At 72.4% G+C, this 20112-nt stretch carries 16 protein-coding genes; 4 read left to right on the forward strand and 12 right to left on the reverse strand.

Going from position 1 to position 20112, the window contains the following annotated elements; translation table 11 throughout:
* Positions 1 to 78: 78 nt before the first annotated feature.
* From aceE to OHU34_RS30570, 5 genes are all read right to left on the reverse strand, one after another.
* Positions 79 to 2784 carry a pyruvate dehydrogenase (acetyl-transferring), homodimeric type gene (gene aceE, locus OHU34_RS30550; protein ID WP_142263851.1) on the reverse strand — a complete coding sequence of 902 codons (2706 nt, stop codon included), beginning with the start codon at positions 2782 to 2784 and terminating at the stop codon, positions 79 to 81.
* Between the two features lie 320 nt (positions 2785 to 3104).
* Positions 3105 to 3728, reverse strand: coding sequence for a GntR family transcriptional regulator (locus OHU34_RS30555; RefSeq protein WP_020130030.1), 624 nt, complete (start codon positions 3726 to 3728; stop codon positions 3105 to 3107).
* Positions 3729 to 4033: 305 nt separating this feature from the next.
* Positions 4034 to 5830 carry a 2-oxoglutarate dehydrogenase, E2 component, dihydrolipoamide succinyltransferase gene (sucB, locus tag OHU34_RS30560; protein WP_405769370.1) on the reverse strand — a complete coding sequence of 599 codons (1797 nt, stop codon included), beginning with the start codon at positions 5828 to 5830 and terminating at the stop codon, positions 4034 to 4036.
* A 67-nt stretch (positions 5831 to 5897) separates the two neighbouring features.
* Positions 5898 to 7286, reverse strand: a complete 1389-nt coding sequence (lpdA, locus tag OHU34_RS30565; protein WP_142263849.1) for a dihydrolipoyl dehydrogenase — start codon at positions 7284 to 7286, stop codon at positions 5898 to 5900.
* A 293-nt stretch (positions 7287 to 7579) separates the two neighbouring features.
* Entirely contained in the window at positions 7580 to 9106 is a 1527-nt protein-coding gene (locus tag OHU34_RS30570; protein WP_405769373.1) for a leucyl aminopeptidase, read from the reverse strand.
* Positions 9107 to 9450: 344 nt separating this feature from the next.
* Between OHU34_RS30570 and OHU34_RS30575 the strand changes: the two genes are divergently transcribed.
* Positions 9451 to 10272 carry an endo alpha-1,4 polygalactosaminidase gene (locus tag OHU34_RS30575; RefSeq protein WP_142263848.1) on the forward strand — a complete coding sequence of 274 codons (822 nt, stop codon included), beginning with the start codon at positions 9451 to 9453 and terminating at the stop codon, positions 10270 to 10272.
* 4 nt (positions 10273 to 10276) lie between these two features.
* Here the strand turns inward: OHU34_RS30575 and OHU34_RS30580 are convergent, their stop codons facing one another.
* Positions 10277 to 11122, reverse strand: coding sequence for an adenosylcobinamide-GDP ribazoletransferase (locus OHU34_RS30580; RefSeq protein WP_405769376.1), 846 nt, complete (start codon positions 11120 to 11122; stop codon positions 10277 to 10279).
* Between the two features lie 67 nt (positions 11123 to 11189).
* Between OHU34_RS30580 and OHU34_RS30585 the strand changes: the two genes are divergently transcribed.
* Entirely contained in the window at positions 11190 to 11954 is a 765-nt protein-coding gene (locus OHU34_RS30585) for a hypothetical protein (RefSeq protein WP_142263846.1), read from the forward strand.
* Here OHU34_RS30585 and OHU34_RS30590 read toward each other — a convergent pair.
* The 3 genes from OHU34_RS30590 to cobT all read right to left on the reverse strand — a co-directional run bounded on the left by OHU34_RS30590 (position 11933) and on the right by cobT (position 15825).
* Positions 11933 to 12766, reverse strand: a complete 834-nt coding sequence (locus OHU34_RS30590) for a hypothetical protein (protein WP_405769379.1) — start codon at positions 12764 to 12766, stop codon at positions 11933 to 11935. The genes OHU34_RS30585 and OHU34_RS30590 overlap by 22 nt on opposite strands.
* Positions 12763 to 14499, reverse strand: a complete 1737-nt coding sequence (locus tag OHU34_RS30595) for a phosphatidylglycerol lysyltransferase domain-containing protein (RefSeq protein ID WP_230196173.1) — start codon at positions 14497 to 14499, stop codon at positions 12763 to 12765. The genes OHU34_RS30590 and OHU34_RS30595 overlap by 4 nt, the downstream gene beginning before the upstream one ends.
* Before the next feature lie 72 nt (positions 14500 to 14571).
* A complete protein-coding gene (cobT, locus tag OHU34_RS30600) occupies positions 14572 to 15825 on the reverse strand; it encodes a nicotinate-nucleotide--dimethylbenzimidazole phosphoribosyltransferase (RefSeq protein WP_405769383.1) in 1254 nt (417 codons plus the stop codon).
* 149 nt (positions 15826 to 15974) lie between these two features.
* Between cobT and OHU34_RS30605 the strand changes: the two genes are divergently transcribed.
* A complete protein-coding gene (locus tag OHU34_RS30605; RefSeq protein WP_230196175.1) occupies positions 15975 to 16874 on the forward strand; it encodes a class I SAM-dependent methyltransferase in 900 nt (299 codons plus the stop codon).
* 3 nt (positions 16875 to 16877) lie between these two features.
* On the opposite strand, the gene OHU34_RS30610 is transcribed toward OHU34_RS30605, so the two are convergent.
* Positions 16878 to 18101 carry a bifunctional adenosylcobinamide kinase/adenosylcobinamide-phosphate guanylyltransferase gene (locus OHU34_RS30610; RefSeq protein ID WP_230196176.1) on the reverse strand — a complete coding sequence of 408 codons (1224 nt, stop codon included), beginning with the start codon at positions 18099 to 18101 and terminating at the stop codon, positions 16878 to 16880.
* A 114-nt stretch (positions 18102 to 18215) separates the two neighbouring features.
* Between OHU34_RS30610 and OHU34_RS30615 the strand changes: the two genes are divergently transcribed.
* Positions 18216 to 18428, forward strand: a complete 213-nt coding sequence (locus OHU34_RS30615; protein WP_020130018.1) for a hypothetical protein — start codon at positions 18216 to 18218, stop codon at positions 18426 to 18428.
* A 75-nt stretch (positions 18429 to 18503) separates the two neighbouring features.
* On the opposite strand, the gene OHU34_RS30620 is transcribed toward OHU34_RS30615, so the two are convergent.
* Together OHU34_RS30620 and OHU34_RS30625 are read right to left on the reverse strand one after the other, a co-directional pair.
* Positions 18504 to 19214 carry a bifunctional 2-polyprenyl-6-hydroxyphenol methylase/3-demethylubiquinol 3-O-methyltransferase UbiG gene (locus tag OHU34_RS30620; RefSeq protein ID WP_142267776.1) on the reverse strand — a complete coding sequence of 237 codons (711 nt, stop codon included), beginning with the start codon at positions 19212 to 19214 and terminating at the stop codon, positions 18504 to 18506.
* A gap of 83 nt (positions 19215 to 19297) precedes the next feature.
* Entirely contained in the window at positions 19298 to 19894 is a 597-nt protein-coding gene (locus OHU34_RS30625; protein WP_028806871.1) for a DUF3043 domain-containing protein, read from the reverse strand.
* Between the last annotated feature and the right edge of the window lie 218 nt (positions 19895 to 20112).

Genomic DNA, 20112 nt, shown 5'->3' on the forward strand with positions numbered 1-20112 from the left:
TCGGACACGCCCGCCGAACGGTGAAGGGGGCCGGTGGCATCAGCCACCGGCCCCCTTCACCGTTGAACCCGAGCGGGCTTACAGCCCGTACCGCTCGCGCGCTTCCTTCACCGCGGTCGCCTTGACCTCGCCGCGCCGGGCGAGCTGGGCCAGGGCCGCGACGACGATCGACTCGGCGTCGACGCCGAAGTGGCGGCGGGCCGCCTCACGGGTGTCGGAGAGGCCGAAACCGTCCGCGCCCAGCGAGGACCAGTCCTGCTCGACCCACTGCGCGATCTGGTCCGGGACCTGGCGCATGTAGTCGGAGACCGCGAGGACCGGGCCCTCGGCGCCCTGGAGGGCCCGCCGGACGTACGGCTGGCGCTCCTCGCCGCGCAGGAGGGCCGCGTCGGCCTCCAGCGCGTCGCGGCGCAGCTCGGTCCAGGAGGTCGCGGACCACACGTCGCAGGCCACGCCCCACTCCTCGGCGAGCATCCGCTGCGCCTTCAGGACCCAGTGGATCGCCGTGCCGGAGCCCAGGAGCTGGATGCGCGGGGCGTTGGCCGCAGCCACCTCCACGCCCGCCGACTCCGCCGTGTTGAAGCGGTACAGGCCCTTGAGGATGCCCTCGTCGACACCGGGGGCGGACGGCTTGGCCGGCTGCGGCATCGGCTCGTTGTAGACCGTCAGGTAGTAGAAGACGTTCTGGTCCTCGCCCGGGGTCGCCTCGCCGTACATCCGGCGCAGGCCGTCCTTGACGATCGCCGCGATCTCGTAGGCGAACGCCGGGTCGTAGCTGAGGGCGGCCGGGTTGGTCGCGGCGATGACCGGGGAGTGGCCGTCGGCGTGCTGGAGGCCCTCGCCCGTCAGGGTCGTGCGGCCGGCCGTGGCACCGACGAGGAAGCCGCGGCCGAGCTGGTCGCCGAGCTGCCACATCTGGTCGGCCGTGCGCTGCCAGCCGAACATCGAGTAGAAGATGTAGAACGGGATCATCGCCTCACCGTGCGTGGAGTACGCGGTGGACGCGGCGATGAAGTCGGCCATCGAACCGGCCTCGGTGATCCCCTCGTTGAGGATCTGGCCGTTCTTGGCCTCCTTGTAGTACATCAGCTGGTCGCGGTCGACCGGCTCGTACGTCTGGCCCTTGGGGGAGTAGATCCCGAGCGAGGGGAACAGGCTCTCCATGCCGAAGGTGCGCGCCTCGTCCGGAACGATCGGCACCCAGCGCCTGCCGGTCTCCTTGTCGCGGACCAGGTCCTTGACCAGCCGGACGAAGGCCATGGTGGTGGCCACGTTCTGGGTGCCGGAGCCCTTGTCGAAGGAGGTGAACGTCTTGTCGGCGGGGGCCGGCAGCGGGGCCAGGGCGTGCGTACGGCGGGCCGGGGCCGGGCCGCCGAGGGCCGCGCGGCGCTCCTGGAGGTAGCGGACCTCGGGGGAGTCGGCGCCCGGGTGGCCGTAGGGGACCACGCCGTCGACGAACAGACTGTCCGAGATCGGCAGCTCCAGCAGGTCGCGCATCGCCTTGAACTCGTCCACCGAGAGCTTCTTCATCTGGTGGTTGGCGTTCTTCGACGCGAAGCCCTCGCCGAGGGTGTGGCCCTTGACCGTCTGGGCCAGGATGACCGTCGGGGCACCCTTGAACTCCACCGCCGCCTTGTAGGCCGCGAACACCTTGCGCGCCTCGTGACCACCGCGGGAGAGGTGGAAACACTCGAGGATCTTGTCGTCGCTCAGCAGCTTCGCCATTTCGGCGAGCGCCGGGTCCTTGCCGAAGAAGTCCTCGCGGATGTAGGCGGCGCCACGCGTCTGGTACGTCTGCACCTGGGCGTCGGGTACCTCGCGCAGCCGGCGGACGAGCGCACCCGTGGTGTCGAGCTGGAACAGCTCGTCCCAGGCGGAGCCCCACAGCGACTTGACGACGTTCCAGCCCGCGCCGCGGAACTGGGCCTCCAGCTCCTGCACGATCTTGAAGTTCGCGCGGACCGGGCCGTCGAGGCGCTGGAGGTTGCAGTTGATGACGAAGGTCAGGTTGTCCAGGCCCTCGCGGGAGGCGAGTGCGAGTGCCGCCGTCGACTCGGGCTCGTCCATCTCGCCGTCACCGAGGAAGGCCCACACGTGGGACGCGGAGACGTCCTTGATGCCGCGGTTGGTGAGATAGCGGTTGAAGCGCGCCTGGTAGATGGCGGAGAGCGGGCCGAGGCCCATCGACACCGTCGGGAACTCCCACAGCCAGGGCAGGCGCCGCGGGTGCGGGTACGACGGGAGGCCGTCGCCGCCCGCCTCCTGGCGGAAGTTGTCGAGGTGCTGCTCGGTCAGCCGGCCGTCGAGGAAGGCGCGGGCGTAGATACCGGGGGAGGCGTGGCCCTGGATGTAGAGCTGGTCGCCCGAGCCGTCCGCCTCCTTGCCCTTGAAGAAGTGGTTGAAGCCGGTCTCGTAGAGCCAGGCGGCGGAGGCGAAGGTGGCGATGTGGCCGCCGACGCCGTGTTTGCTGCCCCGGGTCACCATCGCGGCCGCGTTCCAGCGGTTCCACGCGGTGATCCTGCGCTCCATCTCCTCGTCACCGGGCGCGGACGGCTCGGCGGCGGTGGGGATGGTGTTGACGTAGTCCGTCTCGAGCAGCTTGGGCAGCGCGATGCCGTTGCCCTCGGCACGCTCCAGCGTGCGGCGCATCAGGTATGCGGCACGGTGCGGCCCGGCCGCCTTGGCGACCGCGTCCAGGGAGGCCTGCCATTCGGCGGTCTCCTCCGGGTCCCGGTCGGGGAGCTGGTCGAGCGCGCTCGGCTGGATGGCCTGGGGGTCGGTCATGTCGCCGCCTTCCTCAGTCGAAGGGGGTTCCCTGTGAGGGTGTTCCTGGGGGTGCCCTTGGTCTTTGGCAGGACAGGGCGCGGGCTCCGGCGCGATGCCATGGGTGGCTTCGGCCGCGGCCCGTCGGCGACTGTAACCCCCTGATCGATGATCGATCAAAGGGTTGAAGGGTAAAACCTCTCGATTGCGAGAAAGTAGGCACGGGGTGCCTTTCGGGCAGGCACCCCGTGCCGCGGCAATTCGGGGTTTTCGCAGGTCGGGGGCCACGTATGAGCGCGTGTACGCTCCACTGAAACTCCGCTGAAACCGGAGCTGCCCTGCTAAGCCCGGGGAGCACACCCGAGGACGTGTGCCTTCACCAGCTCGGCGATCCTCGGGTCCCGCCGCCGGAACGCCTGGACGAGCTCCTCGTGCTCCTCCGCGTACGACTGCTGCACGGTCCCCAGCCAGCGGATCGACAGCGCCGTGAACACCTCGATGCCGAGGCCCTCCCAGGTGTGCAGCAGCACCGAGTTGCCGGCCGCCCGGACCAGTTCCCGATGGAAGCCGACCGTGTGCCGCACCTGGCCCGTGCCGTCCGCGTCGCGGTCCGCCTCGTACAGCGCGGCGACATGCGGTTCGAGGGCCGAGCAGTCCTCCGCGAGCCGCTGTGCGGCCAGCTCCGCCGCGATCGCCTCCAGGCCGGCCCGGACGGGGTAGCTCTCCTCCAGGTCCGCGGCCGTGAGGTTGCGCACCCGCACGCCCTTGTTCGGCGCGGACTCGATCAACCGCAGCGACTCCAGCTCGCGCAGCGCCTCCCGCACCGGCGTCTGGCTGACCTCCAGCTCGGTCGCGATCCTGCGCTCCACGATCCGCTCGCCCGGCTTCCAGCGCCCGCTGACGATCCCCTCCACGATGTGCTCGCGGATCTGTTCGCGCAGCGAGTGGACGACGGGCGCGGTCATGAGGGCTCCTTTGAGGAGGGGCCGCACGGGCCCCCGGGGGCGTTTGACGTTTAGACAATACGGCCGGGGGCCCGCGGAGGAGAGGCGCACGGGGGCGCTTTCAAGCAGGTGAGACGAGACTTACACACCCATACGGGGGCTCGGCTGTAAAGACCACTACCGGACAGGTCCCGCCGCCGGCCGTGCTCCCGGTCGTGCTCCCCGCCGTGCTTGCAGTCCTGCTCGCGCCGTCCCTGCAACCGGCAGACGGAAGCCCCCGCCCGGAGAGTTCCGGACGGGGGCACCCGCTGTCGAGCCCTGGGAGGTCAGAGGCCGAGTTCGACCTCGAACTCGCCGGCCTCCAGGATCGCCTTGACCGCGGTCAGGTAACGGGCCGCGTCGGCGCCGTCGACCAGACGGTGGTCGTAGGACAGGGTCAGGTACGTCATGTCGCGGACGCCGATGACCGTGCCCTCCTCCGTCTCGATGACGGCCGGACGCTTGACCGTGGCACCGATGCCGAGGATCGCGACCTGGTTCGGCGGCACGATGATCGTGTCGAACAGCGCGCCGCGCGAGCCGGTGTTGCTGATGGTGAAGGTCGCGCCGGACAGCTCGTCCGGGGTGATCTTGTTCGCGCGGACCTTGCCCGCCAGGTCGGCCGTGGCCTTGGCGATGCCGGCGATGTTCAGGTCGCCCGCGTGCTTGATGACCGGGGTCATCAGGCCCTTCTCGGAGTCCACCGCGATACCGATGCTCTCGGTGTCGAAGTAGGTGATGGTGCCCTCGTCCACGTTGATCCGGGCGTTGACGGCCGGGTGGGCCTTCAGCGCCTGGGCCGCCGCCTTCACGAAGAACGGCATCGGGGAGAGCTTGACGCCCTCGCGGGCCGCGAAGGAGTCCTTCGCCTGCGCGCGGAGCTTCATCAGCCGGGTGATGTCCACCTCGACGACCGAGGACAGCTGCGCCTGCTCGTGCAGCGCCTTGACCATGTTGTCGCCGATGACCTTGCGGATGCGGGGCATCTTGACGGTCTGGCCACGCAGCGGGGAGACCTCGAGCGCCGGGGTCTTCTTCGCGGCGCCCGCGGCAGGCGCGGCGGCGGCCGGAGCCGGAGCGGCGGCAGCGGCCTTCGCGGCCTCGGCGGCGGCGAGGACGTCCTGCTTGCGGATACGACCGCCGACGCCGGTGCCCTTGACGGCGGCCAGGTCGACGCCGTTCTCGGCGGCGAGCTTGCGCACCAGCGGGGTCACGTAGGCGCCGTCGTCACCCGCGGGAGCGGCGGGCGCGGGGGCGGCCGGGGCGACCGGAGCCGGAGCGGCCGGCGCGGGCGCCGGAGCGACCGGCGCGGGGGCCGGGGCGGCGGGCGCCGGAGCGGCGGCGGCCGGGGCGGCCGGGGCCGGAGCCGCCGGGGCGGGGGCGGCCGGGGCGGGAGCCGGGGCAGCGGCGGCGGGCGCCGGGGCCGGGGCGGCGGGGGCCGGGGCAGCGGCCGGAGCCGCGCCCGGGGCGCCGATGACGGCCAGCTTGGCGCCGACCTCGGCGGTCTCGTCCTCGGCCACGGTGATCTCGAGCAGCACGCCGGAGACGGGCGCCGGGATCTCGGTGTCGACCTTGTCGGTCGAGACCTCGAGCAGCGGCTCGTCCTCCGTGACCTCCTCCCCGACCTGCTTCAGCCAGCGGGTGACGGTGCCCTCGGTGACGGACTCGCCGAGCGCGGGCAGGACGACGTCCGTGCCCTCGGCGGAACCGCCGCCGGTGGCGGCCTCGGCGGTGGGAGCGGGGGCCGGGGCCGCCTGCTCGGTGGACGGCGCGGCAGCGGCCGGCTCCGGTGCGGGCTCGGCGACCGGCTCGGCGGCCGGGGCCGGAGCGGCGGCCGGGGCGCCGGTGCCGTCGTCGATGACGGCCAGCTCGGCGCCGACCTCGACCGTCTCGTCCTCGGCGACCTTGATGGAGGCCAGGATGCCGGCGGCGGGGGAGGGGATCTCGGTGTCGACCTTGTCGGTCGAGACCTCGAGCAGGGGCTCGTCGGCCTCGACGCGCTCACCCTCGGCCTTCAGCCAGCGGGTGACAGTGCCCTCGGTGACGCTCTCGCCGAGCGCCGGAAGGGTTACGGAAACCGCCATGGTTTCGGTTGCTCCTTACGAATTGCGGAAGTCTGTGTCGTCGCGGAGTCGCTTCTTCGACCGAGGGTCAGTCGTGCGAGTGCAGCGGCTTGCCCGCCAGGGCGAGGTGGGCCTCGCCGAGCGCCTCGTTCTGCGTCGGGTGAGCGTGGATGAGCTGCGCGACCTCGGCGGGCAGCGCCTCCCAGTTGTAGATCAGCTGGGCTTCGCCGACCTGCTCGCCCATGCGGTCGCCGACCATGTGGACGCCGACCACGGCACCGTCCTTCACCTGGACGAGCTTGATCTCGCCCGCGGTGTTGAGGATCTTGCTCTTGCCGTTGCCCGCGAGGTTGTACTTCAGAGCGACGACCTTGTCCGCGCCGTAGATCTCCTTGGCCTTGGCCTCGGTGATGCCCACGGAGGCGACCTCGGGGTGGCAGTACGTCACCCGGGGGACACCGTCGTAGTCGATCGGGACGACCTTCTGACCGGCCAGACGCTCCGCCACCAGCATGCCCTCGGCGAAGCCGACGTGCGCGAGCTGGAGGGTCGGGACCAGGTCGCCGACGGCGGAGATGGTCGGGACGTTGGTGCGCATGTACTCGTCGACCAGGACGTAACCGCGGTCCGTGGCGACGCCCTGCTCCTCGTAGCCGAGACCGGCGGAGACGGGCCCGCGGCCCACCGCGACCAGCAGGACCTCGGCCTCGAACTCCTTGCCGTCGGCCAGCGTGACCTTGACGCCGTCCGCGGTGTACTCGGCCTTGGAGAAGAAGGTGCCCAGGTTGAACTTGATGCCGCGCTTGCGGAACGCGCGCTCAAGAAGCTTGGAGGAGTTCTCGTCCTCGACCGGGACGAGGTGCTTCAGGCCCTCGATCACCGTCACGTCGGAGCCGAAGGACTTCCACGCCGAGGCGAACTCGACGCCGATGACGCCGCCGCCCAGGATGATGGCGGACTTCGGCACACGGTCCAGGACGAGGGCGTGGTCCGAGGAGATGATCCGGTCGCCGTCGATCTCCAGGCCCGGCAGCGACTTCGGCACGGAGCCGGTCGCGAGCAGCACGTGGCGGCCCTGGACGCGCTGTCCGCCCACGTCGACGGAGGTCGGGGAGGACAGGCGGCCCTCACCCTCGATGTACGTCACCTTGCGGGAGGCGATCAGCCCCTGAAGGCCCTTGTACAGCCCGGAGACGACACCGTCCTTGTACTTGTGGACGGCGGGGACGTCGATGCCCTCGAAGGTGGCCTTGACGCCGAACTGCTCGCTCTCGCGGGCCTGGTCGGCGATCTCGCCCGCGTGCAGCAGGGCCTTGGTGGGGATGCAACCCCGGTGCAGGCAGGTGCCGCCGACCTTGTCCTTCTCGATCAGGGCGACGTCCAGGCCCAGTTGCGCCCCGCGCAGGGCCGCGGCGTAACCGCCACTACCACCGCCGAGGATCACTAGGTCGAAAACGGTGCTGGCGTCGTTCGCCACGTCACGTCCTCCATGCATGTGCGCCACGCCGGTCTCCAGTGACCGGTCGGCGGCTGGTGTCCGGCCGCTCTGTCTCGGCCCTGTGGTGGGGGCCCTGTCCTGCCGAGCCCCATCCTCGCACTTGTCGGAGCCCGACGAGACACGGGGCCGGGGTGTGAGACGTCCCACGTTCAGATGAGCGCCCCGAAGGGGTGTGGGGCTGTCCCGATATGCGGCTCCGCCGCGTGGGCGCGACCAGCCCCCACGCGGCGGAGCCGCCATGCGACGAAATGGACCGACTTGTCAGGCGAACGTCATCCGAGATCGCCGGAGGCGGTCAGCTCGGCCAGCCGCACCAGCGTCCGCACGGCGGTCCCGGTACCACCCTTGGGCGTGTACCCGAAGGGGCCGCCCTCGTTGAACGCCGGTCCGGCGATGTCCAGGTGCGCCCAGGTGATCCCCTCGCCCACGAACTCGCGCAGGAAGAGGCCGGCCACCAGCCCGCCGCCCATCCGCTCACCCATGTTGGCGATGTCCGCGACGCTGGAGTCCATGCCCTTGCGCAGGTGCTCCGGCAGCGGCATCGGCCAGGCCGGCTCACCGACCTCCTCGGCGGCCTCGTGCAGCGCGGAGCGGAACGCGTCGTCGTTCGCCATGATCCCGAAGGTCCGGCTGCCCAGCGCCAGCATCATCGCGCCGGTCAGGGTCGCGACGTCGACGATCGCGTCCGGCTTCTCCGCGGAGGCCGCCCACAGCGCGTCCGCGAGGACCAGCCGGCCCTCGGCGTCCGTGTTGAGGACCTCGACGGTCTTGCCGCTGTACATGCGCAGCACGTCACCCGGGCGGGTGGCGGAGCCGGACGGCATGTTCTCGGCCAGCGCCAGCCACCCGGTGACGTTCACCTCGAGCCCGAGCCGCGCGGCGGCGACGACCGCGGCGAAGACCGCCGCCGCACCGCTCATGTCGCACTTCATCGTCTCGTTGTGCCCGGCCGGCTTCAGCGAGATGCCGCCGGAGTCGTACGTGATGCCCTTGCCGACGAAGGCCAGGTTCTTCTTGGCCTTGGAGGACGTGTAGGACAGCTTCACCAGGCGCGGGGCCGAGGCCGAGCCGGAGCCGACGCCGAGGATGCCGCCGTAGCCGCCCTTGGCGAGCGCCTTCTCGTCGAGCACCTGCACCTTGATGCCGTGCTCCTTGGCCGCCGTCTGGGCGAGAGCGGCGAACGCCTCGGGGTCGAGGTCGTTCGGCGGCATGTTGATCAGGTCGCGGGCGCGGTTGAGCTCCTCGCCGACGGCGGCGGCACGCAGCAGCGCGGCCTTGTTGGCGGCGTCGCGCGGCTTCCCGCCGAGCAGGGCGGCCTCGGCGAGCGGCGCCTTGCCGTTCTTGGCCTTGGCGTCGTCGCCGTTGTGCTTGTACGCGTCGAAGGAGTACGCGCCGAGCACCACGCCCTCGCCGATCGCGCCGATGTCGGCGGCGTCGGTCACCGGCAGGGCGAAGACGGCCTTCTTGGCGCCGGTGAGGCTGCGGGCGGCCGAGCCGGCCGCCTTGCGCAGCGCCTCGGGGTCGAAGCCGGCGTCCTTCTCGGGCTCCTGGCCGAGCCCCACCGCGAGCACGAGCGGTGCCTTGAAACCGGCCGGCGCGGGCAGCTTGGTCAGCTCGCCCTCGGCCCCGGAGGCACCGAGGGTTTCCAGGATGCCGGCGAGCCGGCCGTCGTAGGCCTTGTCGACGGCTTCGGCGCCTGGGGCAACGATCGGGCCTTTCGCGCCCTTGGCGACACCGATCACGATCGCGTCGGCCCGGAGGCCGGGCGCCGCGGCGGTGCTGAGAGTGAGAGCAGTCACGGTGGTGAATTCTCGCTTCCGATGTGGAGTTGCGGTGGCCGGAGTGTGTGGGTCGACCGGGCCCGACAGCCGACCCTAGATCCGGGTCGTGGGTGCGGTCGTATCCGGGGGTGTGCCTCACCGGCGCGGCGAACCGGCGTGGCGGATCCCGGAATGAGCGTACGCGTGCGTGTGCGGTCGCTCACGCACGCGCGTGTTCACCTGTCGGTGGCGTCGTAGCCACTTCTCGATCCTCGCACCCCGTGCACCGGGCCACACCCTTCGGGTCGGGGTGGGCCGACGGCACGCGGCCGACATGGGCGATCATCGTCGGACACGTCGCCGCACATCCTGGAGCCCGCCCGGTGAGACGCCCGATCCCGCTGCTGCCCCTGCTCGCCCTGCTGCTGGCGGGTTGCGCCTCCACGCCGGACGGCGGCCGGGACGACCGGCCGGACGACGAGACGGGCGTCGGGACGGCGGACGGCAGGATCTGGCGGCCGGCCCCCGGCATCGACTGGCAGTGGCAGTTGAGCGGCCGACTGGACACCGGCGTCGACGTGCCGGTCTACGACATCGACGGCTTCGACCACACCGCGGCCACGGTCGCCGGCCTGCACGACGACGGCCGCAAGGTCATCTGCTACCTCTCCACCGGTGCCTGGGAGGACTGGCGGCCGGACGCGGCGGATTTCCCCCGGGCCGTGATCGGCAAGGGCAACGGCTGGGAGGGCGAACGCTGGCTCGACATCCGCGCGTTGGACGTCCTGGAGCCCCTCATGGCGGCCCGTCTCGACATGTGCCGCGAAAAGGGTTTCGACGCTGTCGAGCCGGACAACATGGACGGCTACAAGAACACCACGGGCTTCCCGGTCGAGGCCGCCGACCAGCTCCGCTACAACCGCCTCATCGCCGAACTCGCCCACGACCGGGGCATGTCGGTCGGACTGAAGAACGACCTCGACCAGATCCCCGAACTCGTCGACGACTTCGACTTCGCGGTCAACGAACAGTGCGCCCAGTACGACGAGTGCGCGGACCTGACCCCCTTCATCGAGGCGGGCAAGGCCGTCTTCCACGTCGAGTACGAACTCCCCACGAGCGAGTTCTGCGCCGACTCCCGTCGGCTGCGCCTGAGTTCGCTGCTGAAGAAGTACGAGCTGGGGGTGTGGCGGGAAGCCTGTTAGCCGGTCAACGGCCCAGGCAGAACACCACGAGCGCGGTGGTCGCCGCCGCCTCCGCCAGACCGCCGAAGACGTCCCCGGTGACCCCGCCGAAGCGGCGCGTGCAGTGCCGCAGCAGCAGTTCGGCGACGGCGAGGGCGGCGAGGACCGCGAGCGCCGGCCGGACGGCGTCGTACGGCTCGAACGGGGCGCCCGGCTCGACGTGCCCGATCAGGACGACGACGCCGCCCTCGTACGGTCCGCACCACGCTCCCACGGCCGCCGCCGCCAGCGTCACGGCGACCACGGTGAGCACCGCACCCCGCACCGGGACCACTCCGGCGACCGCCGCCCCCAGCCCCTCCGGCCGCGCGGCCGGCACCCCGGCGCGTGCCGCCAGGGTCAGTGCGAGCCGGGCGGTGACCGCCGAGACGACGGCGGCCACCGCGCCCAGCGCCCACGAGGTGTCGTAGAGCTGCGTCAGTGCGGCCACCTGGGCGAGCAGCACGAGGACGAGCGTCAGCACGCCGAACGGGCCGATGTCGGACTGCTTCATGATCCGCAGCGCGTCCTCGGCGGGCTTGCCGCTGCCGAGTCCGTCCGCGGTGTCGGCCAGCCCGTCCAGGTGCAGACCGCGGGTGAGGACGGCGGGCACGGCGGCCGAGGCGACGGCGGCGAGCAGCGGACTCGCGCCCAGGTACAGCAGCAGCAGGCCGAGCCCGGCCGCGCAGCCGCCGACGACCAGCCCGACCACGGGAGCGCTCAGCATGCCCCCGCACGCGGCCTCCCGGTCCCAGCGGGTCACCCTGACCGGGAGCGCGGTGAGGGTGCCGAAGGCGAAGCGGAGGCCGTCGAGGGGCGAGGTCGTGGACACGGCGGCAGACTAGCCCGGACGCCCCGCCCACGAGGCAGTCGGCCCCCGGCCCCGGGAGACTGGTGACATGGTCCAGTGGGTGCAGCGCAACATCGTCGAACCGGGCAAGGTCCCGCTGCTCATCGCCCTGACCGCGTTCGTCCTCACCTTCCTGATCACCCGGATCATCACGCGCCTCATCCGGGCGGGCAAGGGCCCCTTCGGCAACATCAGCTCCGGCGGGGTGCACATCCACCACGTGGTCCCCGGGGTCGTCCTGACCGTCGCGGGCGGCTTCGGCGCGGTGGCGAGCGGCCGGCACGGCTTCGGGGCGGGAGCCTTCGCGGTGGTCTTCGGCATCGGCACCGGCCTGGTCCTCGACGAGTTCGCGCTGATCCTGCATCTCGACGACGTGTACTGGACGGAGGCGGGCCGCAAGAGCGTGGAGGCCGTGGTCCTGACGGCGGCGCTGGGCGGACTGCTGCTGGTGGGCTTCTCGCCGTTCGGCGTCAACGACATGAGCCAGGACGAGCTCCAGGACCGGGGGGGCGTCATCTCGACCGTCGTCCTCAACTTCCTTTTCTCCCTGGCCGTGCTGAGCAAGGGCAAGGCCAAGATGGCCGTGTTCAGCGTCTTCATCCCGTTCCTGGGCCTGGTGGGCCTGGTACGGGTGGCGCGGCCCGGTTCGCCGTGGGCCCGCCGGCTCTACCGGCGGCGGCCGAAGGCCCGGGCGAAGGCGGTGCTGCGGGCCTATCGCCACGACCGCCGCTGGGCGGGGCCGCGCCGGGTGGTGGGGGACTGGCTGGGCGGGAAGACGACCGCGGAGCTCGCTCAGTCCGAGGAGCGGAACTGAGGAACGCGGTCCGGACCGGGTACGTGGGCCGTACGGCGGCCGCGGGGCTTCGTGGCCGGCCGCGCCCCGTGGCGCGGCCGCGGACCGCCACCGCCCCGCGCGCCCCGGCGCAGCCGTGCGCCGGCACCGCCCCGCGGCCCCCCGGTGGGCCGCCCGGGCCCCCGGGTGCGCCCGCGGGTCTCCGCGACCGCGCACAGCACCAGCACCGCCGCGATCGCCGCCAGATGCTCCTTGCCCGCCAGGTTGTCCTTCAGCAGTACCTCCACCACCATCGCGACGATCACCGCCCCCGCCGTCACGTACGCGCGGTAGCGCCAGCCCAGGAACACCGCGAGGCCGACCACGGCGGCCGACGGGCCAGTGTCCACGATCCGGGCGTCGGCGGCGGGCAGGCCGAACGGGCTGCCGGGGCCGAGAGCGATGCCCACGCGCGCGTACAGGGTGCCCGCGAGCGTGGCGGCGTAGGCGATGACGAGGGTCCGCCACCAGCCCAGGCAGAGTTCCGCGATCCCGAACACCAGCAGGATCTGCGCGAGGGCGCCCCAGACCGGCAGGTCCAGCGCCGGCACGAACAGGGACAGCGGGGTGCGCAGCAGGGCGAGCCCGAGCGGGTCCTCGGCCCGCACCGCTCCGAGGGACTGGACCGGACCGTAGCCCCACGCCTGGTTCTGCACGATCTGGGTCACCGACGTCAGGCACACCGCCCCGAGGGTCATCGGGACCGCCCGCCACCGGCGCCGCACCAGGGGGATGCTCGCGGCCTCGTACAGAGGTCCCCACTCGGCGCGGGCCCAGCGGGCGACCGCGTTCACCGGTGGGTCTCCAGACGCCCCCGGCGCAGCCACTTCGGCAGCCCCGGCGCCTCCAGGAACCCCTCCGCGCGCGCCGACGCCACGCCGATGCGGGGCAGGTCCGCGCTCTTCTCGAAGAGCAGGAAACGGGGCTCCCAGATGGGCCGGTACTTGGCGTTGGCGCGGTACAGCGACTCGATCTGCCACCAGCGGGAGAAGAAGCAGAGCAGCGACCGCCACAGCCGCAGCACCGGTCCGGCGCCCAGGCGCGCGCCCCTTTCGAACACCGAACGGAACACGGCGAAGTTCAGCGAGACCTGCGTGATCCGGGCCGCCCGGTCGTCCCGCTCCTCGCGGGCGTGCCGGAGCAGCTCGATGACCATGAACTCCATCAGCCCGTTGTCGCAGTCGCGGTCCCGCCGCATCAGGTCGAGGGAGAGCCCGTGCGGTCCCCAGGGCACGAAGGAGAGCAGGGCCCGCAGTTCACCGCCGGCGTCGGCGCACTCCAGCATCACGCAGCGGCCGTCCCGCGGGTCCCCGAGCCGCCCCAGCGCCATGCTGAACCCGCGCTCGGTGGCCCCGTCGCGCCAGTCGTCGGCGCGCCGCAGCAGGGTGGCCATCTCGTCGGCCGGGATGTCCTCGTGCCGTCGTACCCGCACCGTGTACCCGGCCCGGCGAATCCGGTTGCAGGCCTGCCGGACGGTCCGCATGGCCCGCCCTTCGAGGGTGAACTCCGCGACCTCGACCAGGGCCTCGTCCCCGAGCTCCAGCGCGTCCAGTCCGTGCCGGGCGTACACGGTCCCGGCCTCCTCGCTCGCGCCCATCACCGCCGGGATCCACCCGTGCGCCCGCGCCTCGGCGAGCCAGGGCCCGATCGCCCCCGGCCAGGCCTCCGGATCCCCGAGCGGGTCCCCGGAGGCCAGCGACACCCCGCCGAGGACGCGATAGGCGACGGCCGCCTTCCCGGTCGGCGACCAGCACACGCTCTTCTCCCGCCGCAGCGCGAAGTAGCCGAGCGAGTCCCGCTCGCCGTGCCGGTCGAGGAGCTCCCGCAGCCGTTTCTCGTCGTCCTCGGTGAGCGGGTCGACGGCCCGCCGGGAGCGGAAGGCGGCGTACAGGACGGCGAGGACGAGCGCCGTGCTCAGCACGTTGACGGCGACGTCGACCCAGGTGGGCGGGGCGATCCCGGGGACCCGGTACTCGTCCGCGGCCACGGAGACCAGCCGCAGCGTGCCGTAGCGCCAGCGTTCGAGGAAGGTGGAGGGGGCGGACGCCCGGTTGGTGACCGTCACCAGCAGCGCGGCCAGCAGCGAGGCGCCCAGCAGTCCGCCGGCGCCGACGGCCGCGGCGAGCTTCGGATTGGACCGGTCGCCCTTCGCGTAGAACTCCCGGCGCCCGGCCAGCAATGCCACGACGAAGACGGCGGTCAGCGCGAGCGAGACCCAGTTCTGCGGGTGCCGCCGGACCTCCGGGAACGCCATGGCCAGCGCGAACAGTGCCAGAAACGCCCCGCTCAGGCCGAGGTTGAGGATCCACGCGGCCCGTTTGCGCCGCCGCATCGTGACGGCCAGGAACGCGGTGAACACCCCGGAGGCGAAGCCGGCCGTCAGCAGATACGGCGTGAAGAGGTTCTCCTGGTTGTGCCGCCGGACGTCCTGCCCCAGGGAGACCCACACCGCACTGAGGAAGTTGACGAACGCGACGGCACGCAGGTACCAGACGGCGAAGGCGGCGGCGCCCCGGGTGTTGCCCATGAGTGGTGATCATATGGGTGCACTTCGGGGAATCCGCTCTTTTGGCGCCGCCTGTCCCTTTATGCCGCTTCGCTACTCCGTTTCCCGCTTCTTCTCCCCGTGCTGCTCGCCGGAGACCGCGGACGTCTCGGGTGCCACGGATGCCACGGAAGTCCCGGATGCCTCCGGTGCCTGGGATGCCACGGAAGTCGCGGACGCCTCTGCCGCTTCCGGCTCCACCGGCTCCTGCGACTTCTCCGGCTCCTCCGACTTCTCCGACTTCTCCGGCTCCTGCGACTCCGCGGGCTTCTCGGGGAGTTCGGCCGCCAGTGCGGCGGCGGCCTGCACCAGCGGGAGCGCGAGCAGGGCCCCGGCGCCCTCGCCGACCTTCACGCCCTGGTCCAGCAGCGGTTCCAGGGCCATCCGGTCGAGTGCCTTCGCCTGTCCCGGTTCACCGCTCTTGTGTGCGGCCAGCCACCAGTCCGGCGCCCGGAACGCGACCCGCTGGCCCACGAGCGCGCAGGCGGCCGCCACCACGCCGTCCAGCACGACGGGCAACTTCCGTACCGCGCACTGGAGCAGAAAACCCGTCATGGCGGCGAGATCGGCCCCGCCCACCGTCGCCAGCAGCTGCAACTGCTCCCCGAGCACCGGCCGCGCCCGCCTGAGCGCGTCCCGGACCGCCGCACACTTGCGCATCCACGCCAGGTCGTCGATCGCCTCGCCGCCGCGCCCGGTCACCACGGAGGCGTCGGTCCCGCACAGCGCGGCCACCAGCGCACCCGCGGCCGTCGTCCCGCCGACGCTGATGTCGCCGAGCACGACCAGGTCCGTACCGGAGTCGGCCTCCTCGTCCGCGACGGCCACGCCCGCCCGGAAGGCCGCCTCGGCCTCCTCCGGCGTGAGCGCGTCCTCGATGTCGATACGGCCGCTGCCGCGCCGCACCCGGTGCCGTACGACGTCCTCGGGGAACAGGTCCGGATCGCAGTCCAGTGCCATGTCCACGACGCGCACGGGCACGCCGAGCCGGCGGGCGAGCACGGAGACCGGACGGCCGCCCTCGATGACCTCGCGCACCAACTCCGAGGCGCTGCCCGCCGGTCGGGCGGAGACGCCGAGCTCGGCGATGCCGTGGTCGCCGGCGAACAGCACCACCCGCGGCCGCTCGACCGGCCGCACCGGCGACGAGCCCTGCGCCGCCGCCAGCCACTCACCCAGGTCGTCCAGGCGCCCCAGCGATCCGGGCGGCACGATCTGACGTTCCCGGCGCGCCTCCGCGTCGCGGCGCACCCCACCGTCGGGGCGCTCGATCAGATCGGTGAAGTCGTCGAGATTAAGCGAGCTCATTCGCCGAACAGTACCGGCACCGATCGAACAGTTCCGCGCCACATCGCCACCACACCCGCGTGACGTCATTGCGCCCAAGATCGGTATCCCATACGTTCCGTTTTGCCGCTAATTGTCGTTCGCTCTCGATGTCATCCCCGGAGCCGCTCATGCCCCCCAGGCCCGTCCACGAGCCGCGCCGCGACGACTGCCCCTGGTGCGGCTCGAAGCGCCTGCGCACCCGGCTGCGCGCACCCGACCTGCGCCACCGCCGGCCGGGCACCTTCGTGGTCGACGAGTGCCGGGACTGCGCGCACGCCTTCCAGAACCCCCGCCTGACGCCCGAGGGGCTGGCGCTGTACGGCGCCGAGGGTGAGCAACGGTCCGACCGCGGGCACCTCAGGGCGACGGCACGGGCGATGCTTCCCTTCCCCGAGCCGGAGAGCTGGCTGGACGTGGGCACGGGGGACGCGTTCTTCCCGGCGGCGGCGAGGGAGCTGTTCACCTACACGGCGTTCGACGGGGTGGACCCGACCCCGAGGGTGGAGCGGGCGAGAGCCGCGGGCCGGATCGACGAGGCACACCGGGGCCCGCTGACGGCACCGGAGGTCCTGTCCCGCCTGCGCGGCCGCTACGACGTGGTCAGCATGCTCCACCACCTGGAACACACCCGGGACCCGAGGCGGGAGCTCGCGGCGGCGCTGACGGCCCTGCGGCCGGGCGGCCACCTCCTCGTCCAGCTCCCGGACCCGGCCAGCGCGTCCGCGGCCGTGCTGGGCAAGTGGTGGCACTCCTACGACCAGCCCCGCCACCTCCACCTGATCCCGCCCGCCAACCTCCGGGCCGAACTCGAGGCCCAGGGCTGCGAGATCGTCGTGACGGACCACCGCACCCCGCACACCCCGCACGACCTGTCGACGGCCGCCTCGCTCTACCTGAACAGGAGCCGGCTGCGCCGGACGGCCGGGCCGCTGACCGCCCTGGCCGCCGTACTCGACCACCTGCTGGCCCCGGCCCTGCGGCGCACGCGCTTCTCGAACGCCTACCAGGTCATCGCGCGCAGGAACTGACCGTCAGGCGCCGGGCACCGGTCCCCGCAACACCAGTGCCTGGCCCGCCACCACCAGGACCACCTCCTCGCACTCGGCGGCGACGGCCGCGTTCAGCCGCCCCAGCTCGTCCCGGTACCGCCGGCCCGACGCCGTGGCCGGCACGATCCCCGACCCCACCTCGTTGGAGACCAGGACGACGGTCCGCCGGGCCGAGCGCACCGCCTGCGCGAGTTCCACCACCCGCGCGCGCAGCGCCCGTTCGCCGCCGTCCGCCCACTGCGCGTCGTCCCACGCCCCGACGGAGTCCATGACGTCCGTCAGCCACAGCGACAGACAGTCGATCAGCAGCGGGGCGCCGTCCTGTGCCAGCAGCGGCACGAGGTCGCAGGTCTCCACCGTCCGCCACGACCCCGGCCGCCGGTCGCGGTGCGTGGCGACCCGGGACGCCCACTCGGTGTCGCCGCCCCGGGTCCCGCCGGTGGCGACGTACAGGACGTCCGGGAAGGACTCCAGCCGCCGTTCCGCCTCCACCGACTTCCCCGACCGGGCCCCGCCCAGCACCAGCGTCCGCCGCGACACGTCCGGCACGTCCTCGTACACCCCCACGGTCAACGTCGAGCCGTCCGGCACCGCCCGCGCCCCGGCCGCCGCGAGCCGCCGCCGCAACTCCGCGCCCGGCGGCACGTCATGGTCGAGGTGGACGGCGACCACGTCGGTGGCCGGCCCCACCGCGCCCACCGCCCGCAGCTTCGCCAGCGCGTCCGGGCGCCCCACCAGATCCGCCAGGACCATGTCGTACGGCTCGGCGGCCTCCGACCCCTCCTCCAGGCCGGCCGGCGCGCCGCCGGGCGGCAGATACAGCAGCCGCTGCCCGTCCGGGCCGGCCACCGCGTACCCGGTGCCGGGCGCGTCCATCGCCACCGCCCGCACCCGATGACCCGTCACCAGCGGCGACTCACGCCAGTCCGGCACCCGGCCGGGCTGCGGCAGCCCGGCCGGCACCTCCACCGGGGGCCCGTCGTGCGGATGCGTCAGCAGCACCTGCCGCACCCCGCCCAGCGAATGCCCGGCCCGCGCGGCCGCGAACGCCGCACCCGGCGTCAGATCGAGCAACAGGGCCCCGTCGACGAGCAGCGCGGTCGCCGCGCGCGCGTCAGCCCCGAGCGAGGTCGCGCACACGGCGCAGGAGCAGTCGGGGCGGGGCAGGCCCGCGGGGGCACCGGTACCGAGCAGAGTGACTTCCACGGAGCTGATTTTCGCGCGTCTGACCAGCTCTTGCGCATCCGACTAGGCTGCACAGCAGAAGCCGGACCAAGATCCGGCTTCTGCTCTGCACGTGGTCACAGCTGGGAGGCGTACATGGCGGCATGGACGTGGCGGTTCGAGAAGGCCGACGGGACGGAGGTCCAACCAGCGGTACAGCCCGAGGAGTTCACCACGCAGGGGGACGCCGAGTCCTGGATCGGGGAAGTGTGGAAGGACCTCCTCGAAGGCGGCGCGGACCAGGTGCGGCTCTTCGAGGACTCCGCGGAGATCTACGGCCCGATGAGCCTGCACGCGAACGAGGCGTAGCCCTGCGTCGGGGTGGTCGCCGCACGGCCACCCCGGCCACCGCTCACCCGGACGAGTGAAGAACGCCGGTCCGGCTCAGCCACGCACCCCGCACAGATGCAGCAGCGCCGCCACCTGCCGGTAGGGGTCGGTCCGCCCGGCCCGCTCCTCGGCGGACAGCAGGCTCTCCCACTGCTGCGGGTCCTGCGGGATCTCCGTCCCGTCCGCCGCCGTGTCCGTGAAGACGCGCACGCCGTACCAGGCCTGCAGCGGCGCCCCGATCCCGGCCAGCGCGTCGGTCAGCGTCACCAGCCGGTCCGCCCGTACGTCGAGCCCCAGCCGGTTGCGGTAGGCGACGGTGTCGAAGGCACCGAGCGCGCCCGTCCAGTCGCCCGACATGCCGGGCCGCATGGCCAGCGCGTCCGCGTTGCGCACGAGCAGCGACAGCAGCCCGCCCGGGGCCAGCATCCGCGCGAGCCCCGCGAGCAGCGCGTCCGGCTCCTCGACGTACATCAGCACGCCGTGGCAGAGCACCACGTCGAAACTGCCGGGCAGGAAGTGCACACCGGTGTCCCGGCCGTCGCCCTCGATGATCCGCATCCGCTCCCGGATGCCCTCGGGCTCGCCGCACAGGGCCTCCCGGGCCGCGGCGATCATCGTCGCGTCCCGTTCGAGCCCGGTCACCTGGTGCCCGAGCCGGGCCAGCCGCAGCGCCTGCGTGCCCTGGCCCATCCCCACGTCCAGCACCCGCAGCCGCTGCCCGACCGGGTAGCGCCCCGTTATCTGCTCGTCGAGCTGCCGGGCCACCAGCTCCTGTCGTACGACATCACGCAGCCCACCCAGCCTGTTCAACCAGGCCTCGGCCGCCCCCCCGGAGAAAGCCGCAGTGCTCAGGGCCGTGCTCCGCGCTTGATCTGCGGCTTGGGCAGCCGGAGCCGACGCATCTGGAGGGAGCGCATCAGCGCGTACGCCACCGCGCCCCGCCGGTTCTGGTCGGGGAAGCGCTCGGCGAGCTGCTTGCGCAGCCGGAAGCTCGTGACGAACGAGTCCAGCACGATCAGCACGATCACGACCAGCCACAGCAGCAGTGCGATGGTCTGGAGCGAGCCCACCCGCACCATGCTCAGCACGAGGATGACCACGGCCATCGGCAGGAAGAACTCCGCCACGTTGAACCGGGAGTCGATGAACTCGCGCGCGAACTTGCGCACGGGACCCTTGTCGCGGACCGGCAGATACCGCTCGTCCCCGCCGGCCAGCGCCTGGCGCTGCCTGTCCAGCTGGGCGCGGCGCTCGCTGCGCTGCCGCTTGGCGGCGTCCTTGCGGGACGTCGAGGTGTTGGCGACGCTGCGGCGCTGGGACTGGGCCTCACTGCGCTTGGGCGTGGGCCTGCCCTTCTTGGCCTGCGGGTCACGGGGCTGCATGGAGTCGGTCACCACGGCCTTGTCGGCGGGGGCCTTCTCTTCCTTGGCACGGCTACGGAACACAAAACCCAAGGGTAAGCGCTCGCGAGCATGGACCCCAGCCCGGAGGGGAACGATCCGGCAACACCAGTCGTCTGTAGAGGGGACAGACCGGGACAGGAGCGGGAAAGAGGGGGCGCAGGGTGACCGATCGCTCACCCTGAAGGTCACCTACTCCCTACGCCGGAGCAAGGTCTTGGTCAGTCGTCCTTGGGGATGAGCGCATCCGTCCCCGAACAGTG

This window comes from Streptomyces sp. NBC_00080, from assembly GCF_045041255.1.
Taxonomy (GTDB): Bacteria; Actinomycetota; Actinomycetes; order Streptomycetales; family Streptomycetaceae; genus Streptomyces; species Streptomyces coriariae.

Excerpts from the sequence above, each read along its gene's own strand:
- OHU34_RS30595 (WP_230196173.1), bottom strand. The coding sequence starts at position 14,499 with ATGGGCAACACCCGGGGCGCCGCCGCCTTCGCCGTCTGGTACCTGCGT.
- aceE (WP_142263851.1), bottom strand. The coding sequence starts at position 2,784 with ATGACCGACCCCCAGGCCATCCAGCCGAGCGCGCTCGACCAGCTCCCC.
- OHU34_RS30555 (WP_020130030.1), bottom strand. The coding sequence starts at position 3,728 with ATGACCGCGCCCGTCGTCCACTCGCTGCGCGAACAGATCCGCGAGCAC.
- OHU34_RS30585 (WP_142263846.1), top strand. The coding sequence starts at position 11,190 with ATGGTCCAGTGGGTGCAGCGCAACATCGTCGAACCGGGCAAGGTCCCG.
- OHU34_RS30615 (WP_020130018.1), top strand. The coding sequence starts at position 18,216 with ATGGCGGCATGGACGTGGCGGTTCGAGAAGGCCGACGGGACGGAGGTC.
- cobT (WP_405769383.1), bottom strand. The coding sequence starts at position 15,825 with ATGAGCTCGCTTAATCTCGACGACTTCACCGATCTGATCGAGCGCCCC.
- OHU34_RS30605 (WP_230196175.1), top strand. The coding sequence starts at position 15,975 with ATGCCCCCCAGGCCCGTCCACGAGCCGCGCCGCGACGACTGCCCCTGG.
- sucB (WP_405769370.1), bottom strand. The coding sequence starts at position 5,830 with ATGGCGGTTTCCGTAACCCTTCCGGCGCTCGGCGAGAGCGTCACCGAG.